12 protein-coding genes are annotated in these 18,783 nt (G+C 72.2%); 3 read left to right on the plus strand and 9 right to left on the minus strand.

Annotated elements, in window-relative coordinates; genetic code table 11:
* Positions 1 to 31: 31 nt before the first annotated feature.
* The 4 genes from ACFV8T_RS06145 to guaA all read right to left on the minus strand — a co-directional run bounded on the left by ACFV8T_RS06145 (position 32) and on the right by guaA (position 4,618).
* A complete protein-coding gene (locus ACFV8T_RS06145; RefSeq protein ID WP_385325149.1) occupies positions 32 to 1,300 on the minus strand; it encodes a hypothetical protein in 1,269 nt (422 codons plus the stop codon).
* A 113-nt stretch (positions 1,301 to 1,413) separates the two neighbouring features.
* Positions 1,414 to 2,184, minus strand: a complete 771-nt coding sequence (locus ACFV8T_RS06150; RefSeq protein WP_385325150.1) for a class II aldolase/adducin family protein — start codon at positions 2,182 to 2,184, stop codon at positions 1,414 to 1,416.
* 115 nt (positions 2,185 to 2,299) lie between these two features.
* Positions 2,300 to 2,908, minus strand: a complete 609-nt coding sequence (locus tag ACFV8T_RS06155) for a Uma2 family endonuclease (RefSeq protein ID WP_385325151.1) — start codon at positions 2,906 to 2,908, stop codon at positions 2,300 to 2,302.
* 114 nt (positions 2,909 to 3,022) lie between these two features.
* Positions 3,023 to 4,618, minus strand: a complete 1,596-nt coding sequence (gene guaA, locus ACFV8T_RS06160; protein ID WP_385325152.1) for a glutamine-hydrolyzing GMP synthase — start codon at positions 4,616 to 4,618, stop codon at positions 3,023 to 3,025.
* Between the two features lie 359 nt (positions 4,619 to 4,977).
* Between guaA and ACFV8T_RS06165 the strand changes: the two genes are divergently transcribed.
* Together ACFV8T_RS06165 and ACFV8T_RS06170 are read left to right on the plus strand one after the other, a co-directional pair.
* The gene (locus ACFV8T_RS06165; protein WP_385325154.1) at positions 4,978 to 5,295 is read left to right on the plus strand and encodes a chorismate mutase; all 318 of its coding nucleotides are present in this window, start codon (positions 4,978 to 4,980) and stop codon (positions 5,293 to 5,295) included.
* A 605-nt stretch (positions 5,296 to 5,900) separates the two neighbouring features.
* Positions 5,901 to 6,926, plus strand: coding sequence for an LAETG motif-containing sortase-dependent surface protein (locus ACFV8T_RS06170; RefSeq protein WP_385325156.1), 1,026 nt, complete (start codon positions 5,901 to 5,903; stop codon positions 6,924 to 6,926).
* 75 nt (positions 6,927 to 7,001) lie between these two features.
* Here ACFV8T_RS06170 and ACFV8T_RS06175 read toward each other — a convergent pair whose 3' ends face one another.
* The 5 genes from ACFV8T_RS06175 to ACFV8T_RS06195 form a co-directional block, all read right to left on the minus strand.
* Positions 7,002 to 8,831: a GMC oxidoreductase gene (locus tag ACFV8T_RS06175; protein ID WP_385325158.1), complete on the minus strand. Its 1,830-nt coding sequence runs from the start codon at positions 8,829 to 8,831 to the stop codon at positions 7,002 to 7,004.
* A gap of 49 nt (positions 8,832 to 8,880) precedes the next feature.
* Positions 8,881 to 10,509, minus strand: a complete 1,629-nt coding sequence (locus ACFV8T_RS06180) for a succinic semialdehyde dehydrogenase (protein WP_385325159.1) — start codon at positions 10,507 to 10,509, stop codon at positions 8,881 to 8,883.
* 141 nt (positions 10,510 to 10,650) lie between these two features.
* Positions 10,651 to 12,342 carry a serine/threonine-protein kinase gene (locus ACFV8T_RS06185; RefSeq protein ID WP_385325161.1) on the minus strand — a complete coding sequence of 564 codons (1,692 nt, stop codon included), beginning with the start codon at positions 12,340 to 12,342 and terminating at the stop codon, positions 10,651 to 10,653.
* 130 nt (positions 12,343 to 12,472) lie between these two features.
* Positions 12,473 to 15,304 carry a serine/threonine protein kinase gene (locus ACFV8T_RS06190; protein WP_385325163.1) on the minus strand — a complete coding sequence of 944 codons (2,832 nt, stop codon included), beginning with the start codon at positions 15,302 to 15,304 and terminating at the stop codon, positions 12,473 to 12,475.
* A gap of 183 nt (positions 15,305 to 15,487) precedes the next feature.
* Positions 15,488 to 17,506: a serine/threonine-protein kinase gene (locus tag ACFV8T_RS06195; RefSeq protein WP_385325164.1), complete on the minus strand. Its 2,019-nt coding sequence runs from the start codon at positions 17,504 to 17,506 to the stop codon at positions 15,488 to 15,490.
* 120 nt (positions 17,507 to 17,626) lie between these two features.
* Between ACFV8T_RS06195 and ACFV8T_RS06200 the strand changes: the two genes are divergently transcribed.
* Complete coding sequence (locus ACFV8T_RS06200; RefSeq protein WP_385325166.1) at positions 17,627 to 18,721, plus strand: serine hydrolase domain-containing protein; 1,095 nt, start codon at positions 17,627 to 17,629, stop codon at positions 18,719 to 18,721.
* Positions 18,722 to 18,783: the final 62 nt, after the last annotated feature.

The raw sequence follows: 18,783 nt of genomic DNA on the forward strand, positions 1-18,783 counted from the left end.
CCGTTCCCCCGGGCGGCCCCGGACCACGCGGTCAGTCCGTCACGTCGATCTCGACCCGGTTCGTCTCCACTCCGGCGGCGGTCACGACCTGCACCTCCACCAGCCCCGGCTCGACCTCCACCGGTACCGGCACGGTCAGGACGCCGTCCGTCGGGTTGGCGAAGCCGCCGGTGACCGGGATCAGCGGCACATGCACATGGACCCGGCCGATCCGGACGACCATGCGGGCCAGCCGGTCCGGGGTCCCGGCGCCGGGCGGCACGAAGCCCGCGCCCCGGATCTCGATGTCGTCGCCGGTACGGACCGGCGCGTCCAGGTCCCCGGCCTCGCGGGCCCGGACCACCGAGAGGATCACCGGACGCCCGCCCTCCGCGTACTTCCCGGCGAAGTAGGCGAGCGCCGAGACGGTGACCAGCAGCGCCAGGCCCCAGGGCAGGTCCGGCAGCTGCTCGGGCCGGCGGGCCAGGCGGACCGCGGCGAACAGCACGGCGACGGTGCTCACCAGCACGTACTGCACATCCGTGAAGCTGCCCCGCCCGGAGTCGTCGGTGAGCAGATCGGCGGCGCGCGGCCGGTCGGCCCGCAGCTTCTGGAGGCGCCCCGACAGGGCCCGTACGGTCACCACCCGGCGTACGACGACGGCGACGGCGCACACCAGCGCGAGCACGGTCACCACGCCGGCGCCCCGGGCCAGATCCAGCCCCTCGATGAGTCCGTCGCGCTCGGCGTGGCCGGAGGCGCCCGCCAGCTGGAGCGCCAGTACGAGCACGGAGAAGACCGCGAGCAGCACCCAGGAGACGGCGACCGCCCGGGAGGTGGAGAGCCGGTTGTCCTCGCCGATCAACGGGGCGAGCAGGCCCCCGCGGGCCCGGTGGACATGGGCGGCGCCGGTCAGCAGGCCGGCGGTGACGAGTCCGGCGACCAGCCCCGCCGTACGGGCGTTGGTCCAGCCCGCGCCGATGGCGGTGGCGGCCTCGCCGATGATCAGCAGGGCGACGCCGCCCCACACCACGATCAGGGTGCGCCGCCACACCCGGTACAGCCAGGCGTCGCCCGCCTCCCGGCCCCGTTCGGCGACGGTCCTGGCGGACTGGGTCAGCTCGTCCGAGACCCACTGGCGGGTCGCCGACACGGACTGCGCGACCCCGGGCGGCAGCCCCTGGCCCGCGGCGAGTTCGTCCCGCTTGGCCAGGAACGCGGCCACCGCGCGCCGGTGGCCCTCGCGCGCCCCGTGCGGGCAGTCGCCGCACGTGCAGCCGCCCCCGTGCGTGCTGCTCGCCCTCGCCTCGTCCAACGCCACTGAGAACGCCGCCCTTTCAAGCCCCGGTGCAGCCAACTCGGCTGCTATTGCAGCGAATTGTGCCGTACGACAGGGCCGCGGACCGCATCGGGGCGGTCCGTCGGCGCGTGTCGTCAGAATGTGCGACTGATCCGGCGCCACAGGGGCTGGTAGTTGATCCATGCCACCAGGTCGCTGCCCAGCTGGTCACGGGTGGCGACCGCGTCCCGGTGCTCGATCAGTACCGGTTTCCCGGCGGCCCGCGCGGCCAGTTGCACCTGGCAGGAGCGCTCCAGCGCGATGAACCACCAGGCGGCCGCGTCCACCGAGTCGCCGACGGTCAACAGCCCGTGGTTGCGCAGCACGATCGCCTTGTGCCCGCCGAGCGCGGCGGCGATCCGGCGCCCCTCGTCCTCGTCGACGACGACCCCGGTGTACGCGTCGTACAGCACGTGGTCCTCGTAGAAGGCGCAGGAATCCTGGGTGATCGGCTCGATGAGCTCGCCGAGCGCGGACAGGGCCCGTCCGTGCACGGAGTGGGTGTGCGCGACGGCGACGACGTCCGGGCGGGCCCGGTGCACCTGCGCGTGGACGGCGAAGGCGGCCTGGTTGACGTGGTGGCGCCCCTCGACGACCTGCCCCTCGCCGTTGGCCAGGATCAGCTCGTCCGCCGTGAGCCCGTCGAACGGGGCCCCGAAGGGGTTGACCCAGAAGCAGTCGGTGAACTCCGGGTCCCGTGCGGTGATGTGGCCGGAGACGCCGTCCTCGTACCCGTACTCCCCGAACAGCCGGAGCGCCCCGGCCAGTCGTTCCTTGCGGTACCCGCGCTCGTCGGCCACGGATTCGTGGACGGGCGGCATCGCGAAGTGGAGCTGGTCCACAGGTATGGGTGTGGGCTCGGACATGGCGGCTCCTCGGGGCTCCCAGGGCGTACGGGACCGGAAGTTACCGCCGGTTGCCGCAAGTGGCCAGGGGTGCCGGGGGCGATTCACCGGGAAAACCGCCCCGGGCACAGGCCGACTACCTGCCGCGGCTGTAGATCTGGGTGAGGTCCGCTTCGATCCGGAACGGCACGTCCAGGCTGAGCTTGTTGTGGTAGATCCCCGTCGGGGTGTACGCCTGCCGGGCCGGGTCGAGCTCGTACACGTACACGATCGGCAAACCGTCGGCATCCGCCTCCACTCGCCAGAAGTGAACTACTCCGGCGGCGGCGTACTTGCGCGGCTTGACGTCACGATCACGGTCCTGGGAATCGGGTGAGACCACTTCCACGGCCAGGACCACGTCCTCGGGCGCATACCAGGTCTGGTCGGCTCCGGTGTCCGCCTCCGCCCGGTACACCACCATGTCGGGCTCCGGGCGATTCCTCTTGTCGAGCCTGATGGCCATTTCCCGGTCGACGTCGAGATCGTGCGGCAGATGCGCAAGCAGAGCCTGCTCCAGCAACCACATGGTGCGGGTGTGGAATTTCCGCTGCGGACTCATGAAGACGAGACGCCCGTCGATCAGCTCGGTGTGGGGCGGGAGGCCCGGAATCCGGTCGAGGTCGTCCGCTGTCCATCCGCCCTCGGGCGGGACAGGCCACCGGCACCGCTGCTTCTCAAGCCTGGGCTCGGGTGCGGCGCTCATGATTGCTCCCATGGGGCAGAGTCTCGTCTCCTCAGCCAGCGTACCCAGCTCATACGACGATGCCGCCGCCCAAACGAATGAGCGACGGCATCGGCATTGGCCTTGCGGGAGGGGTCACTCCCACTCGATGGTGCCCGGCGGCTTGCTCGTCACGTCGAGCACGACGCGGTTGACGTCGGCGACCTCGTTGGTGATGCGGGTCGAGATCCGGGCGAGCGTCTCGTACGGCAGGCGCGACCAGTCGGCCGTCATGGCGTCCTCGGAGGAGACCGGACGCAGGACGATCGGGTGGCCGTAGGTGCGGCCGTCGCCCTGGACGCCGACCGAGCGGACATCGGCGAGCAGGACCACCGGGCACTGCCAGATGTCGCGGTCCAGGCCGGCCGCGGTCAGCTCCTCGCGGGCGATGGCGTCGGCCTCGCGGAGCAGGTCGAGCCGCTCCTTGGTGACCTCGCCGACGATACGGATACCGAGGCCGGGACCCGGGAACGGCTGGCGCTGGACGATCTCCTCCGGCAGGCCGAGCTCCTGGCCGACCATCCGGACCTCGTCCTTGAACAGCTGGCGCAGCGGCTCGACGAGCTGGAACTCGATGTCCTCGGGGAGGCCGCCCACGTTGTGGTGCGACTTGATGTTGGCGGTGCCGGTGCCGCCGCCGGACTCGACGACGTCCGGGTACAGCGTGCCCTGGACGAGGAAGGCGACTTCCTCGCCGCCGGCGGCGCCCTCGGCGACGATCTCGGCCTGGGCCTGCTCGAAGACGCGGATGAACTCGCGGCCGATGATCTTCCGCTTCTGCTCGGGGTCGGAGACCCCGGCCAGCGCGGCCAGGAAGCGTTCCTCGGCGTCGACGACCTTCAGCTGGACTCCGGTGGAGGCCACGAAGTCCTTCTCGACCTGCTCGCTCTCACCCTTGCGCATCAGACCGTGGTCCACGTACACGCAGGTCAGCTGGGAGCCGATGGCCTTCTGCACGAGGGCCGCGGCGACCGCGGAGTCCACCCCGCCGGACAGACCGCAGATGGCGCGCTTGGTGCCGACCTGCTCGCGGATCAGCGCGATCTGCTCCTCGACCACATTGGTCGTGGTCCAGGTCGGCTCGATGCCGGCGCCGCGGTAGAGGAAGTGCTCCAGGACCTGCTGGCCGTGCGTGGAGTGCAGGACCTCGGGGTGGTACTGGACGCCGTAGAGCTTCTTCTCGTCGTTCTCGAAGGCGGCGACCGGCACGACGTCGGTGGACGCGGTGACGGTGAAGCCCTCGGGGGCGGCGGAGCAGGCGTCGCCGTGCGACATCCAGACCGACTGCTCGGCGGGGGTGCCCTCGAAGAGCGTGGAGCCGGTCTTGGAGACGGTGAGCGGGGTACGGCCGTACTCACGGGCACCGTTGTCGTCGACGGTGCCGCCGAGCGTGGTGGCCATCAGCTGGAAGCCGTAGCACATGCCGAAGACCGGGACCCCGGCCTCGAACAGCGCACGGTCGAGGGAGGGCGCGCCCTCCGCGTACACCGAGGAGGGGCCGCCGGACAGGATGATCGCCCGGGGGTTCTTGGCCAGCATCTCGGCCACCGGCATGGTGGACGGGACGATCTCGCTGTAGACCCGGGCCTCACGGACGCGTCGGGCGATGAGCTGGGCGTACTGCGCGCCGAAGTCGACAACGAGAACCACGTCGGTGGTGGTGTCGGGGGCGGCGGGGGGTGCTGCTGGCACGGGCGGCCTTCCGGCGGTGAAGGGGGGTCTGTTTTGTCGATTCTACCGGGGTTGCGGAGTCCCCCGTCGTCCCGCCCGTACGGGGGCGCGGGGGCGGACTCCGGCAGGGGCCCGGCCGGACCCGGTGTCTCAGCATCCGGGCCCCGTGTTGGCCCGCCCTCGGCAGCGGGGCCATACTGAGTTCCATGCAGCAGCACACGACCTTCGTCTTTACCTATGGCATCCGGCCCGCCGGCTGCCATGGTCGTGCTGCTTGATCCCAAGCAACGTTCCAGGCGCCCCGGGCCGAAAGGCCCGGGGCGCCTTGGCGTTACGGACCGGTCGGCCTCGGGGACCACACCCCACGAGGAGTCACCACCATGACCAGCACCGCCCCCGCGAAGACCGCCCAGGCGAAGACCACCGCCGAGAAGACCGGTGCGCACACCGAAGAGGCAGCCACGCTGATCGACGACGCACGGGCCCGCATCGACACCCTCGACGACCGGATCATCGGACTCGTCCAGGAGCGGATGGCCGTCTCGGCGGTCATCCAGGAGGCCCGGATCACCTCCGGCGGTCGCCGGATCAGCCTCTCCCGCGAGATGGAGATCCTGGCCTCGTACCGGGACGCGCTCGGCAGGCCCGGCACCTCCCTCGCCATGACGCTGCTGGAGCTGTGCCGCGGCCGGGCGTGACGCCCCGCGGGCCGGGGGTCCCCCGGCGTATCCCAGTTCGGGCCGACTCTCACCCGTACGGCGCGTGACCGGGTCCGGCGCGGCTTCGTTGGTCCCGGTGTCCGTGCCAGCCAGGGGCGGCTCTGGAAGGAAACCACGCGTGGCTCCGCTGGAGCGTGTGGCGCGCTGCAGGTGCGCCGTGGGACCGCGCCCCAGCGTGCGTGACCGGTCGGCAGGGGACAGCAGCCCGGTCACCCCAGGATACGGCCGGCTCCGGGGACGCCCGGAGCCGGCCGTATCCGGTTGAGATCCAGTCGAAACGGCCTGCGCGACGCGGGCCGCGTCCCGGCACCGACGTACGAAGGGCCCCGCCGACCGAACCCGAACCCGGTCCGCGGGGCCCTTTCCCGTGCGAGCGGGGCCGTTTCCCTTGGAAGCAGGGGCTGCTTCCCGTGGAAGTGGACGTGAGGGGCGTCACATAAAGGTTCTGTGAGCATCCGGACAACCATTGCGGCGGACCGCTGGTCAACCATGCGGAACCACCGGCCCCGCTCGTGCCCCCTCACGACGGGCCCGTCCCGAAACCCGTATCGCGCACCGCGCTACGCCGGACTTCCGAGGTCACCATGAAGCTTCGCCGCGCCCTGGCACTCGCCGCCGCCACGGCAGTCATCGCCCCTGCCGCGGTCCTGGCCGCCCCCGCCGCGTTCGCCGTGACGACGGACGGGACCGCCGCCGCCGGGGCCACCGGCTCGCCCTCGCCGAGCGGCTCCGAGTCCCCGGCGACCGAGCCGAGCGCGTCCGCCTCCGAGTCCGCGTCCGCACCCGCCGGGGAGACCGGCGAGGAGTCCGGCACACCCGGTCCGGGCGAGACCTCCGAGAGCACCGGTCCGGCCCCGGGCGAGGCCGTCGGCGCGACCCCGAGCGATTCGGCGAGCGCCTCGTCGTCCGCGTCCGCCTCCCCGTCGGAGTCCGAGGGCCCGGAGGAGCCGGCCGAGTGCGCCAAGTCCGACCTGGACATCTCCGTCAACGGCCTGCCCGGCCGGATCGCCCGGGGCAGCGGCTGGCACGCGTTCAAGATGAACGTCTACAACTCCTCGAAGTCCGCCGTGAAGGAGATCGACTACTTCGCGGGCGCCTCCTCCGACAAGGCGGGCAACGACCTCTTCCGCTCGAAGCAGGTCAGCCTCCAGGCCCTCGACCCGGAGACCGACAAGTGGGTCGAGCTCAGCGAGGACGGCCGCGCGGTCGGTTACGTCGGCCAGTCCGACGAGATCCCCGCGGGGTACGAGGTCGACATCCCGCTGCGCATCAATGTGAAGCCGACCGCCCCCGTCGGCGCCGGATTCACGCTCGGTGCCGGTCTGTACGTGGGCGACAAGGACTGCATGGGCGTCAGCGACGTCGCGTACAAGTTCAAGATCGTGGAGTCCGGCGGGAGCGGTTCGACACCGCAGACGGGCGGCAGCGCCCCGGTTCCGTCCACGAAGCCGGCCGACAACCCGACGGGCAAGGTGTCCGGCAGCCTCGCGGAGACCGGTTCGTCCTCCGCGCTGCCGGTGTTCGCCACCGCGGGCGGCGCGGCCGTAGTGCTCGGCGCGGGCGCGATGTTCCTCGTGCGGCGCCGCAGGAACGGTGACGCCGGCGTGTGACGCGTCGGGTCACCGTGAACGGGGAGGGGCTGCACTCGGAGGGGGGTGCAGCCCCTTCCGCCGTCCCGGAGCGTCCTACGGCTGCTTCTTCGGCGGGACGGTCGGCAGCCCGAGGAACGGCAGCTTCAGCGCGCCGAAGGCGTCCTTCGGCACGGCCGGCGACCGCGGCTCGACCGCCGCCAGCCGTTCGTACGCCTCGCCCGGTGCCGGGCGCGGGTCCGCCTCGCCCTTGTTGGGCCAGAAGGACATGGCGCGCTCGGCCTGGGCGGTGATGGTGAGCGACGGGTTGACACCGAGGTTCGCGGAGACCGCCGAGCCGTCGACCACCGAGATGCCGGGGTGCCCGTGGAGCCGGTGGTACGGGTCGATCACCCCGTCGTCGGCGGTGGCGCCGATGGGGCAGCCGCCGAGGAAGTGCGCGGTGAGCGGGGTGCCCATCAGCTCGCCCACGTTCGAACCCGCGAAGCCGTTGATCTCCTCGGCGAGCAGCGTGGCGCCGCGCGTCGCCTCCTCGATCTGGGTCGGGTTGGGCGCGCCGTGCCCCTGCCGGGCGGTGAGCAGGCCCTTCCCTATGCCGCCCGGCTTTCGGTACGTCGTCAGGGAGTTGTCGAGCGACTGCATGACGAGCCCGATGATGGTCCGTTCCGACCAGCGGCGATTGGAGAGCGAACGCACGGCGAGAGTCGGGTGCCTGGCCATGTTGCCGAGCCAGCCGAGCACCCGTCGGCCGCCGTAGGGCACCTGGAGGATGGACATCGAGCCCATCGCGTTGGAGCCCTTGCCGTAGCGGACCGGCTCGATGTGGGTGTTCTCGTCGGGGTGGATCGAGGAGGTGATCGCGACGCCCCGGGTGAAGTCGGCCTTCGGGGTGCCGTGCTTCTTGCGGTAGCGCCGGTCGCTGGTCTGCGAGCCGACGAGCGCCTCGGAGTTGGTACGGGTCAGCTCGCCGAGCCGGGCCGAGAGCCGGGGCAGCAGCCCCTTGTCCTTCATGGTGTGCAGCAGGGTCTGCGTCCCGTACGTGCCGGCCGCGACGACCACCTTGCGGGCGCGCAGCCGCGTGGGCTTCGCCTTCCTGCGGCGGTCGGTGGGGACGGTGACGACGTGGTATCCGCCCGCCGGGTCGTCGGTGATCGCGACGACGGAGGTCATCGGGTGGATGACGGCTCCGGCCTTCTCGGCGAGGTGGAGGTAGTTCTCGTTGAGGGTGTTCTTCGCACCGTGGCGGCAGCCGGTCATGCATTCGCCGCACTCGGTGCAGGCCTTGCGGGCGGGGCCCGCGCCGCCGAAGTACGGGTCGGCGACCGTGCCGCCGGGCTTCGCCTTCGCCGTGCCGTCGGCGTCCTTGCCGTCGCCGAAGAAGACGCCGACCGGGGCGAGGTGGAAGGTGTCGCCGACCCCCATCGCCTGTGCGGCCGCCTTCAGATGGACGTCGGAGGGGGTCATCGTCGGGTTGAGCCGGACCCCGAGCATCCGCCTGGCCTGGTCGTAGTACGGCTTCAGCTCGTCCTGCCAGTCGGTGATGGCCGCCCACTGGCGGTCCTCGAAGAACGGCGCCGGGGGCACGTACAGCGTGTTGGCGTAGTTGAGCGAGCCGCCGCCGACGCCCGCACCGGCGAGCACCATCACATTGCCGAGCAGATGGACGCGCTGGATGCCGAAGAGTCCGAGGGCGGGGGCCCACAGGTAGTTCTTGAGGTCCCAGGAGTTCTTGGGGAGGGTGCCGGGGGTGAAGCGGCGGCCCGCCTCCAGCACCCCGACGCGGTACCCCTTCTCGGTCAGCCGCAGGGCCGACACCGCACCGCCGAAGCCCGAGCCGACGACGAGCACGTCGTAGTCGTAGGCGGCGTCGTCGTCGGTTCCTTCCGGCGCGACGGGCCGATTCTGGGCAGGGCTGTCCTGGGACATGGCTCTCCTCGGTACGGAACGGGCGGAAGGTGCTGCGGTGCCACCGGGGTCAGCGCAGGCGGAACGCCTTCATCGCCTTGAGGCTGACGCTCATGAACGCCGCGTACTTCTCGTCGTCCATACCGAAGGACGGGGCGAGCGGAATCAGCCGCTGCTGGGCGACGGTCTGCGCCTCGGTGTACTTGAGGATGCCCTCGGAGCCGTGCCGGCGGCCGAGTCCGGAGTCCTTCATGCCGCCCATCGGGGACTGCACGCTGCCGTACGCGGGGGCGTACCCCTCGTTGATGTTGACGGTGCCGGTCCGCAGCCGGGCGGCGACCCGGTGGCCGCGCCCGGAGTCCTTGGTCCAGACGCTGGAGTTCAGGCCGTACGGGGTGGCGTTGGCGAGGGCGACGACCTCGTCCTCGTCGGTGAAGCGGTAGATGGAGACGACCGGGCCGAAGGTCTCCTCGCTGCACACGGCCATCGGCGCCTCGACGCCGTCGAGGATGGTCGGCTCGTAGAACAGCGGACCGATGTCGGGCCGGGCGACCCCGCCCGCGACGAGCCTGGCGCCCTTCTCGACGGCCTCCGCGACATGCCGGGTGACGGTCTCCAGCTGGCGCTCGCCGACCAGGCAACCCATGTCGGCGCCGTACGCGAGGGAGTTGCCGAGCCGCATGGCCTTCGTGCGGGCGGCGAAGCGGGCCACGAAGTCGTCGGCGACCGACTCGTGGACGTACAGCCGCTCGATGGAGATGCAGAGCTGACCGGCGGAGGAGAAGCAGGCGCGGACGGCGCCCGCGGCGGCCTTCTCCACGTCGGCGTCCTTCAGGACCAGCATGGCGTTCTTGCCGCCGAGCTCCAGCGAGACACCGACGAGCCGGGCCGCCGCGCCCTGCGCGACCTCGCGGCCGGTGCGGGTGGAGCCGGTGAACGAGACGTAGTCGGCGTGCTTGACGACCTCGGGGCCGACGACGGGTCCGTCCCCGAGGACGACCTGGAACACCTCGGCGGGCAGTCCGGCCTCGATCAGCAGGTCACGGGCCCACAGCGCGGTCAGCGCGGTCTCCGTGTCGGGCTTCATCACGACGGCGTTGCCGGAGACGAACGCGGGCAGCGCGTCGCCGACGGACAGCTCGAACGGGTAGTTCCACGGCGCGATCTGCCCGATGACGCCGCGCGGCTGGCGCAGCTCGGTGACCTTGGTGAGGGTCGGCACGACTCCGGTGTGCCGCTTCGGCTTCAGGTACGAGCCGGCCTTGCGCCCGTAGTGGCGGGCCGCGACGGCGACGGCCTGCACCTCCTCGTGGGCGTGCAGCCGGGCCTTGCCGGTCTCCAGCTGGATGAGGTCGAGCACCTCGGCCTGGCGGCTGAGCACCAGGTCGTGGAAGCGGAGCAGTACGGCGGCCCGCGCGCGGACGGGGGTCGCGGCCCAGGCGGGCTGGGCGGCGCGGGCCCGCTCGAAGGCGCTCGCCACGTCCTCGGGGGTGGACTCCGGCAGGTCGGCCAGCTTCTCCCCGGTGAAGGGGGTGTGGTTGGCCGTGCGGCCCGATCCGGCCACCCCCCGGGTCAGCTGGGCGACCACCTCGGGAGTCACCACATCGGCGGCGGTGCGCACCCCCGCGGGGGCGGCGGCCACCGGGTTGGTGCCGAGCGGGGCTGCGGAGGTGGACGTGGAGGCCTGCGAGTCCGTCATGAGGGCGAGAGTACGTCCAGCCGCACGCTTTGGGTACCCGTGAGTAACGGGTTTTCACACTCCCCACAAACAAGCCAGTGATCACTGGCAACAAAGCCCCTGATCAGGAGCCCTGCCATCCACGGCCCGGACCGGCGGACCTCATCCGGAGCTGTCGGGCGCCCGCCATCCGCGCAGCATCGTGTCGAACTGCGCCCGGGTCGTGTCCCAGTCGTCCGCCGGTCCCGTCATGTACAACGCGTACTCCGGACCGCCCTCCTCGCCGAAGTACATCTGGTCGATGGCGTGGCGCGGGCCCGGGTGGACCTTGGTCTCGGTCCAGGTGAACTCCCAGAGCGAACCGGGCCGGTCCCGGTACGTGTTGGAGTGCAGGGTCTTGCGCTGGTAGCCGGGCAGCCGCTCGGAGAGCTGCTTCTCCAGACTCGTCACCATGTGCATGTACGAGTTGTCGAAGTCGGGGTCCGGGTCGATGCTGATCCGGATGTAGTGCACGCCGTCGTCCGGGGTGTAGTCGATCTGGTTGCCGTCCGCCCGGCGCTCCCAGCCGTCGGGCACGACCAGACTGAAGCCCTCGGGGTCGTTCACCCGGTGCCAGCCGTCGGGCACGTCCTTCACCGGCTTGTCCTTCGCGGACGCGTCCGGCTTCGCCGACGGCGGGGCGCTGGGCTTCTCGGGGGCGGTGTTCGTGTGCCTGACCGTGTCGTCGCGCCCGGCGGTGCCCTCCGTCCGGTCCCCGTACTTCATCGCGGCGACGCCCGCACCGCCACCGACCAGCGCCGCGGCCGCGATGACCAGGACCACCGTGCGCCAGCGACTGCGGCTGCGCCGGGGCGCCGGGGCCGGCGTCGGGGTCGGGGCCGGGGCCGGGGCCGGGGCCGGGGCCGTCGGATGGGGCAGCTGAGTGGTCCCGGGCACGGGCGTGCCGTCCGCTCCCAGGGAGCGCAGGACCTCGTCGGGGACCCTCTGCGTCGGCACGTACGCCTGCGCCGCCACGGGCGCGCGGCCCTCCATGGCGTCCAGCAGCATCCGTTCGGTCTCGGCGGCCGACGGGCGCTCGTCCGGCTCCTTGCGCAGCAGCGCGGTGATCACGGAGGTCAGCGGGCCCGCCCGTCCGGGCGGCGGCGGCTCCTCGGCGACGACGGCCTGCATGGTGGAGATCGGGGACGTACGGCGGAACGGCGAACGTCCCTCGACCGCGGTGTAGAGCGTGGCGCCCAGCGACCACAGGTCGGACGCCGGTCCCGGGTCGCCGCCGCGCACCCGCTCGGGCGCCAGGTAGTCGATGGAACCGACCAGTTCACCGGTCCGGGTGATGGTCGAGTCGCCCTCGATGGCGGCGATCCCGAAGTCGGTGAGCAGCACCTGGCCGTCCTTGGCGAGGAGGACGTTGCCGGGCTTCACGTCACGGTGCAGGACCCCCGCCCCGTGCGCGGCGCGCAGGGCGCTCAGCACATGGAGGCCGATCCTGGCGGCCTCGCGCGGCTCGACCTCGCCGGACTCCTTGGCGGCGTCGGCGAGGGACGGGCCGTCGACGTACTGCATGACGATCCAGGGCCGGTTGTCGTACTCGATCACGTCATGCACGGTGACCACGCCCGGGTGCGTGATCCGGGCCGCCGCGCGGGCCTCCTTCTGCGTGCGGGCGTGCAGCACGATCCGGTCGGCCTCGGCGACGTAGAGACCGGCGGTCAACTCCTTGACCGCGACCGTGCGGTGCAGGACCTCGTCGTGGGCGCGCCAGACCTTGCCCATGCCGCCGCGCCCGAGAACCTCGCCCAGCCGGTACCTGCCGGCCAGCACCAGTCCCGTTTCCGTGCTCTGTGATCGATCCACGTATCCCCGCCCCGTTCCTCGGGTGCCAGATTACGGAGGGGATGCACGCCCACGGAACCTCGCACCGCCCACGAGACCGCACTGTGATGCTTGTCGCTCCGTCATCGACCGGGCGTTGTACGGAGAGAGTTCAGGGCGTCACGCGGTAGGAGGAGATGGCTTGTTCGTAGATGTCCGAAACCTTGTCGCGCCGGTTCTCCGGGCCGATGACCTGGATGACGTGGTAGCGGCCGGCCACGACCATCACGAGATTGCGGGCGTAGACCTCGCGTCCCGACGCGTCCTGCCAGGTGAACTGGCCCTCCGCCATGGCCTGTCGTCCGACGTCGATCCGGCGCAGCCCGCTCGATCCCGACCAGCTGGAGTCGCGGAACTGCTGCAACTCCAGTTCCTTGTCGGCCTGGTACGCCAGCGGGTCGTTGCCGCCGGCCTTGACGGTGTCGCGTCCCGGGACGATCAGCAGGCTGAAGCCGTCGCTGCCGTAGCGGATCTGGCGGTCCGCGTTGGCGGGGCTGCGCTGCCAGCCCTTGAGCACGCCGACCTCGAAGCCCTCCGGGTCCTTGCGCAGGGTGTAGCCGGAGGCGAGCGCGACGGCGGAGCGGCTGGTCTGCGGCTGCTGCGCACCGGGGGACCCCGAGGACGTCGAGCCGCCGGACCCGCCGCTGCCGGGCTCCGGCGAACCGGACGTCGACGACGCCGGGCCCGTGGAACGGGCACCCGGTTCACCCTCCGACTTGGGCATGAACATCACGGCGTACGCGATGGCCGCGACGAGGGCCAGCAGGATCAGCACCAGGAGCAGCCGCCCGAGCCGTCGCGGCGCCCGCCGCTCGCCCTCACGGGGGCGGGGCGGGGTGCGCAGCGCCTTGGGCCCCTTGGGCTCACGCGGCACCCGGGGGGCCCGGGAAGGCCGTGGGGGCTGGGCGACCCCGGGGGCCTGGGGGGCGTGGGAAGCCTTGAGGGCTCTTCCCGGCCCGGGTCCGTCCTGTCGGTCGGGCCTGTCCTTGGTGTGACGGTGGCGGCCGTGGGCCGCGCTCCTGCCACGTCGTCTGCGGACCAGCTCGCCCCTGCGGCGTACGACGGGAAGCCGGGCGCTGTCGGCGGACGGCAGGGGCACGACGTCCAGACCGGCCTCGGGCTCGGGCGCCGAGCGCACCAGGGAGCGCAGCCAGCCGCTCAGCTCCTCGAAGTCCGGGCGCTCGGTGGGGTCCTGGCGCAGCAGGGACTCGACGACGGGACGCAGCGGGCCGCACTCCTCGGCGAAGGCGGGTGGTTCGCCACAGACCATCTGGACGAGCTCGGCGGCGTTCTCCTCGGGGTACGGGGCATGGCCCTGGACCGCGCGGTAGAGCAGGGCGCCGAGCGCCCAGAGGTCGGTGGAGGGGCCGATGGGCGGCGCCAGCCGCCAGTTCTCGTGGACGGGGCCGGCCTGCTCGGGCGCCCAGCGCTCGGTGACCGCGCCGACCACGGCGATCCGGGCCTGCCGGGCGCGCTCGGCGGCGAGCGGGGTGGCCGGGCCGCGGTAGGCGGAGCCGGAACGGCCGCTCCCGGCGCCCTCGTCCCAGTGGTCCGGCTGTTGCTGTCGGCCGGGCCGGTGCGCGGGCAGTGCCGGAAGGTCGCCGTGGCGCCGGGCGTCGGCGCGCAGGGCATCCTCGCCCGAACCTCCGGCAGGGACAGGGCGCCCGGATCCGGGGCCGTCGCTCCAGGAGCCGGTGAGGTGCAGCCGCCGTGCGGGTGGCCGACCGTCCTCGTCGTCGTCCTCGTCGTGGGGATCCGCCGCGTACGGGTCCTTGGAGTACGGGTCGTCGGCGTACGGGTCCTCGGCATACGGGTCGTCGGCATACGGGTCGTCGGCGGCGTGGCCCCGGGGGGCGGCCGGCTGCGGACGGCTGTGGTCCGGGTCGGCCGGTTCCGTGCTTTCCGGCCGTGCGGAACGCTGGACCGGCAGGCTGCCGGTGTCCTCCGCCTCGCCCGCCCCGGTGCGGCGCCGGTCCTCGCTGACGCGTGCGGCGGCGCGGGCGCCCGCACGGTAGGCGGCGATGGCTCCGGCGCGCGCGGCCCGCAGGTGCGCGGCGTCTGCCGTGCCGCCGTGAGGGTCGTCGTCGCCATACGGATCTTCGGCGTACGGATCATCGCCGTACGGTTCGTCATCGCCGTGGGAGTCGCCGGTCGCCCTGCCCGCCTCGATCGCGGCCGGGCCTCGTGAGGCCGGCACCTCGGCCGGAGGGTCGGGCACGGGCGGCGGGGGCGGTATGGCAGGCGGGGGCGGCGCGAACACCCCGGCCGGGCCCGCGCCGATCGCCGGGCGGCCGAACCCGCCCTCGTCGCCGTATCCGCCCTCGTGCCCGTCCTCGTCCTCGTCCTCGTCGAGCTGCGGTGTCGGTACGTACCCGCAGAGCGCCTCCTCCGCCGCCCCGGCCGCCAGGCCGGTCAGCACCACGCGGCCGTCGTCACAGATCAGCACCGTGCGGACGGTGATGTTCCGGTGAGTCCAGCCGTGGGCGTGCAGCACCCGCAGCGCGGTCAGCACGTCGGAGCCGATCTCGGCGGCCCGGAAGGGATTGAGCGGTCGCTCCACGAGCAGGGCGGCGAGCGGGCGGGCCGGGACGAGTTCGCTCACGATCCAGAGCGAACCCGCCTCGGCGAACACGTCGAAGACCTGGTCGAGCCTGGGGTGGTCGGGCACCTGGGCCGCCGCCTGTGCCGCTTCCACGGCGCGCCGGACCGCCGGGTCCGCGGGCGCGCGCACGGCCCGGCCGGTGGCCCGTCGGTCCGCCGGGCCGGGATCGTCGGCGTCGAGCACCTCGGCGTCCACCACCTCGGGCAACGGCACCTGCCGGACCAGGACTTCCTGTCCGCTGTAGGTGTCGAACGCCCGGGTCTCGACCACTTCGTACTCATCGGTCGAAGGCAGCGGAAGGCGGTAGCGGTCGGCAAGTACCCGACCCGCGTAGTCGTCCACGACGCCTCCCCAGAGCGCGCTGTCCCCCCGGCCACGAAGACCGCGTCCATCCATCAATTGCGGTCACTTACCGTGCAATTGACCTACCGTTCCGGCTGCGTACGGTCTTCAGGCTCTCACGATACGTGGCAAGTGACGGCCGCGCGGCTGGGTCGGCTCATCCCGGCCCTTTTCACCCATGGGTCAGTCGATGGGCTTGAACGTGTCGAACGCGGTCTTGCGCAGCGTCCGGCACTCCGCGCTGTCCCACTCGTCCGCCTTGCAGCTGATCATGATCGCGTAGCCGTGGCCGGCGTCGACCTTGAAGCCCCGGTTGATCACATGGACCCGCTGGCCATGCTGGGTGCGCTCGAACTGCCAGTCGGCGACGGTCGGGTAGCCGTTGTACTGGACCTTGTTGATGCCGAGTTGATGGAAGCCGTTGCTGCTGGCCGCGACCGCGGCCTTCGCCGCGTTCCAGGCCGCGGCCGCGTCACCACCGGGCGAATCGGTGTAATCGACCTGGATACGGGGGAAGCCACCGCTCACGTTGTAGATGGCACCGGAGTTGCTGCCCGCCTTCTGGTCGAAGCGGAAGTCCTCGGGCATGGCGATCGTGAAGTGGAATTCCTTGTTCGTCACTGTCCGGAACCCGGCGGGCAGCGCGTCCCCCGGCTTGTCGCCCTTGTCACTGTCCTTGCCGTTGCCCTTGCCCTTGTCCTCGCCCTGGTTGCCGCTCTGGTCCTGGCCCTTGTCCTTGCCCTGGTCCTTGCCGCTGCCACTGCCGCTGTCGGTGTCCGTGGAACCACCGGTCGCCGTCGAGGGGCCGGCCGAGGTCGACTTGTCGCCCTTGCCGTTGCCGTTGCCGTTGCTCGCGTCGTTCTCGTCGTTCCCGCCGAGCGTGAGCGCGAGGACCGTGCCGATCACGGCGAGCACGATCACGGCCGCGATGATCGCCAGGGTGCGGCGCGGGACCACGTCCGTGATGGACGCCCGGGGTGGGGTGGCCGGTGACGTCGCCGGGCGCGGCGGCGGCACGACGGCGGAGGCCGCAGCCCCGCCGGCCGCGGCAGCCGCGGGCCGGGCGGGCTTCGCGGGGGTGTCCGCGGCACCGGCCGCGGCGGCGTCCGACGGAGGCGTCCTGGGCGCGGGCGGCGCGGTGGCCGAGGCCGCGGCGGTGCCCGCCGCGACGGCCGGTGCCGCCTTCGCGTTCCGTACGGAGCGCAGTGCGCCCCGCAGCCGGTCCCGCGTGCCCTCGCCCTGTTCCGCGGGCTTCGGCGTCGCCTTGGCACGGGGCTCGGCCGGAGCCTTGGGCAGCGCCATGACCTGGGTGGCGTCGGCGGGCGGCGGCACCACCGGGTCCGGCTTCTCGGGGGCGTGGATCACGTCGTTGAGCAGGGCACGGGCGCCCGCGTCGTCGAGCCGCTGCTCGGGGTCCCTGGCGAGCAGGCCGTAGATGACCTCCTCCAGCGGACCGGCGTTCTTCGGCGGGTCGAGCGGTTCGGTCATCACCGCGGTCAGGGTGGCGATGGCCGACCCCTTGTCGTACGGCGGTGAGCCCTCGACGCTGGCGTACAGCAGTCCGCCGAGCGACCAGAGGTCGGCGGGCGGTCCCGGCTTGTGGCCACGGGCGCGCTCGGGCGAGATGTACGAGGGGGCGCCGACGAGCATGCCCGTCGAGGTGACCGACGGGTCGCCCTCGACCTGGGCGATACCGAAGTCGGTCAGTACGACCCGGCCGTCCTCGGCGATCAGCACATTGGACGGCTTCACATCACGGTGCAGGATGCCCTCGCGGTGCGCCGAGCGCAGCACGTCGAGGATGGCGAGGCCGACCTCGGCGGCGCGCTTCGGCGTCAGCACGCCGTCCTCGCGCACCGCTTCGGCGAGGGACTTGCCCTCGATGAGCTCCATCACGATCCACGGCCGGTCGTCCTCGTCGACCACGTCGTAGACCGTCACCGCGCCGTTGTTGCGGATCCTGGCAATCGCCTTCGCCTCACGCAGCGTGCGCGTGATGAGCCGTCGCTTCTCGTCGTCGTCGATGGCCGAAGGGAACCGCAGTTCCTTGACCGCGACCGTGCGGCCCAGCGTCTCGTCGACGGCACGCCAGACCGTGCCCATACCGCCCCGGCCGAGCACCTCCCCGAGCCGGTAGCGCCCCGCAAGGAGACGTCCGTCCTTGTCCCGTTGGGGCTCCCGTGCCTGCTCCGCCTCCGACATGCGTCCCCTCTGCGATCAACCCGCCCTGGCAGAGCGTTCATTGTCCCTCACCCCGGCACCGGTCATGGTGCCGGGTCCGCAGGCCCGCCATGATGTGCCCGGAGGAAGGGAATCCCTGCCATGCCGATACTCAGGGCGTTGTTCGCCGCCCCGTTGGTGCTGGCGCTGTTCGTCATGGGAACAACGACCCCGCCCAGCGAACCACACCTCACGCCCGCAGCCACCTATCTGCCCCGGCTCGTCACCGAGGGCGGTGCTCCCACGGCGGCGCTGCTGGCCCATCGCGCCTCTTCCGCACCGTACGACACCTACCGCTCGACAGGCCCCAATGTCCGACGGGCGGACCGGTTCCGGGCGGGCAGCATCACCAAGACCTTCGTCGCCACGGTCGTGCTCCAACTCGTCCGGGAACGCAGGCTGCGGCTGACGGACACGGTCGAACGGCTGTTGCCGGGGCTGGTGCACGGCAACGGCAACGCCGGCCGCCGCATCACCCTGCGCGCCCTGCTCAGCCACACCAGCGGCCTCTACGACTACACCGCCGACCCATCGGCCCACCCCCTCTCCGCCACCGCGGCGGTCCGCGTGGCCCTGTCCCATCGTCCGACGGGTGCCCCCGGCCGCTACGCGTACTCCAACACCAATTACGCCTTACTCGGACTCGTCGTTCAACGGGTCACCGGACATCCCTACGCCACCGAGATCCGCAACCGCGTCATCACCCCTCTCCGTCTCACGGGCACCTCGCTCCCGGGCACCCGGACCGCCCTGCCCGTCCCGCACGGCCGCGGCTACACCCGCGATCCGGCCGACGGCAGCCTGCACGACACCACCGCGCTCGACCCGCGCACGGCGGGCGCGGCCGGCGAGCTGATCTCCACGCTCGACGATCTGAACCGCTTCTACGCGGCCCTGCTGGGCGACCGTCTCCTCGCGCCCGCCCAGCTGGCGCTCCTGCTGAACACCGGGGCCACGCACGGCGTCTACGGCCTGGGCATCTATCCGCAGAAGCTCTCCTGCGGCGTCACCGTCTGGGGGCACAACGGCCATATCGCGGGCAGTTATGTCCGGACCGCCGCCACCCGTGACGGCAGGCACACCCTGACGTACCGCATCGACACGGACACCCTGGCCGACGCGGAGCCCCTCGAAGCCGCTCTGCTGGACGCGGAGTTCTGCGACGGGACGCCGGGGCCCGGAGGTCCTGGGGCGTGATTCAGAAGTAGCGTCGTCCGCCCGGAGGGCGGGTCTCGCGGGGGCCGGCACGTGCGATGGCA

This window comes from Streptomyces sp. NPDC059832 (assembly GCF_042731715.1).
In the GTDB taxonomy this organism is placed as follows: domain Bacteria; phylum Actinomycetota; class Actinomycetes; order Streptomycetales; family Streptomycetaceae; genus Streptomyces.

Excerpts from the sequence above, each read along its gene's own strand:
- ACFV8T_RS06150 (WP_385325150.1), bottom strand. The coding sequence starts at position 2,184 with ATGTCCGAGCCCACACCCATACCTGTGGACCAGCTCCACTTCGCGATG.
- ACFV8T_RS06155 (WP_385325151.1), bottom strand. The coding sequence starts at position 2,908 with ATGAGCGCCGCACCCGAGCCCAGGCTTGAGAAGCAGCGGTGCCGGTGG.
- ACFV8T_RS06165 (WP_385325154.1), top strand. The coding sequence starts at position 4,978 with ATGACCAGCACCGCCCCCGCGAAGACCGCCCAGGCGAAGACCACCGCC.
- ACFV8T_RS06170 (WP_385325156.1), top strand. The coding sequence starts at position 5,901 with ATGAAGCTTCGCCGCGCCCTGGCACTCGCCGCCGCCACGGCAGTCATC.
- ACFV8T_RS06175 (WP_385325158.1), bottom strand. The coding sequence starts at position 8,831 with ATGTCCCAGGACAGCCCTGCCCAGAATCGGCCCGTCGCGCCGGAAGGA.
- ACFV8T_RS06180 (WP_385325159.1), bottom strand. The coding sequence starts at position 10,509 with ATGACGGACTCGCAGGCCTCCACGTCCACCTCCGCAGCCCCGCTCGGC.
- ACFV8T_RS06195 (WP_385325164.1), bottom strand. The coding sequence starts at position 17,506 with ATGTCGGAGGCGGAGCAGGCACGGGAGCCCCAACGGGACAAGGACGGA.
- ACFV8T_RS06200 (WP_385325166.1), top strand. The coding sequence starts at position 17,627 with ATGCCGATACTCAGGGCGTTGTTCGCCGCCCCGTTGGTGCTGGCGCTG.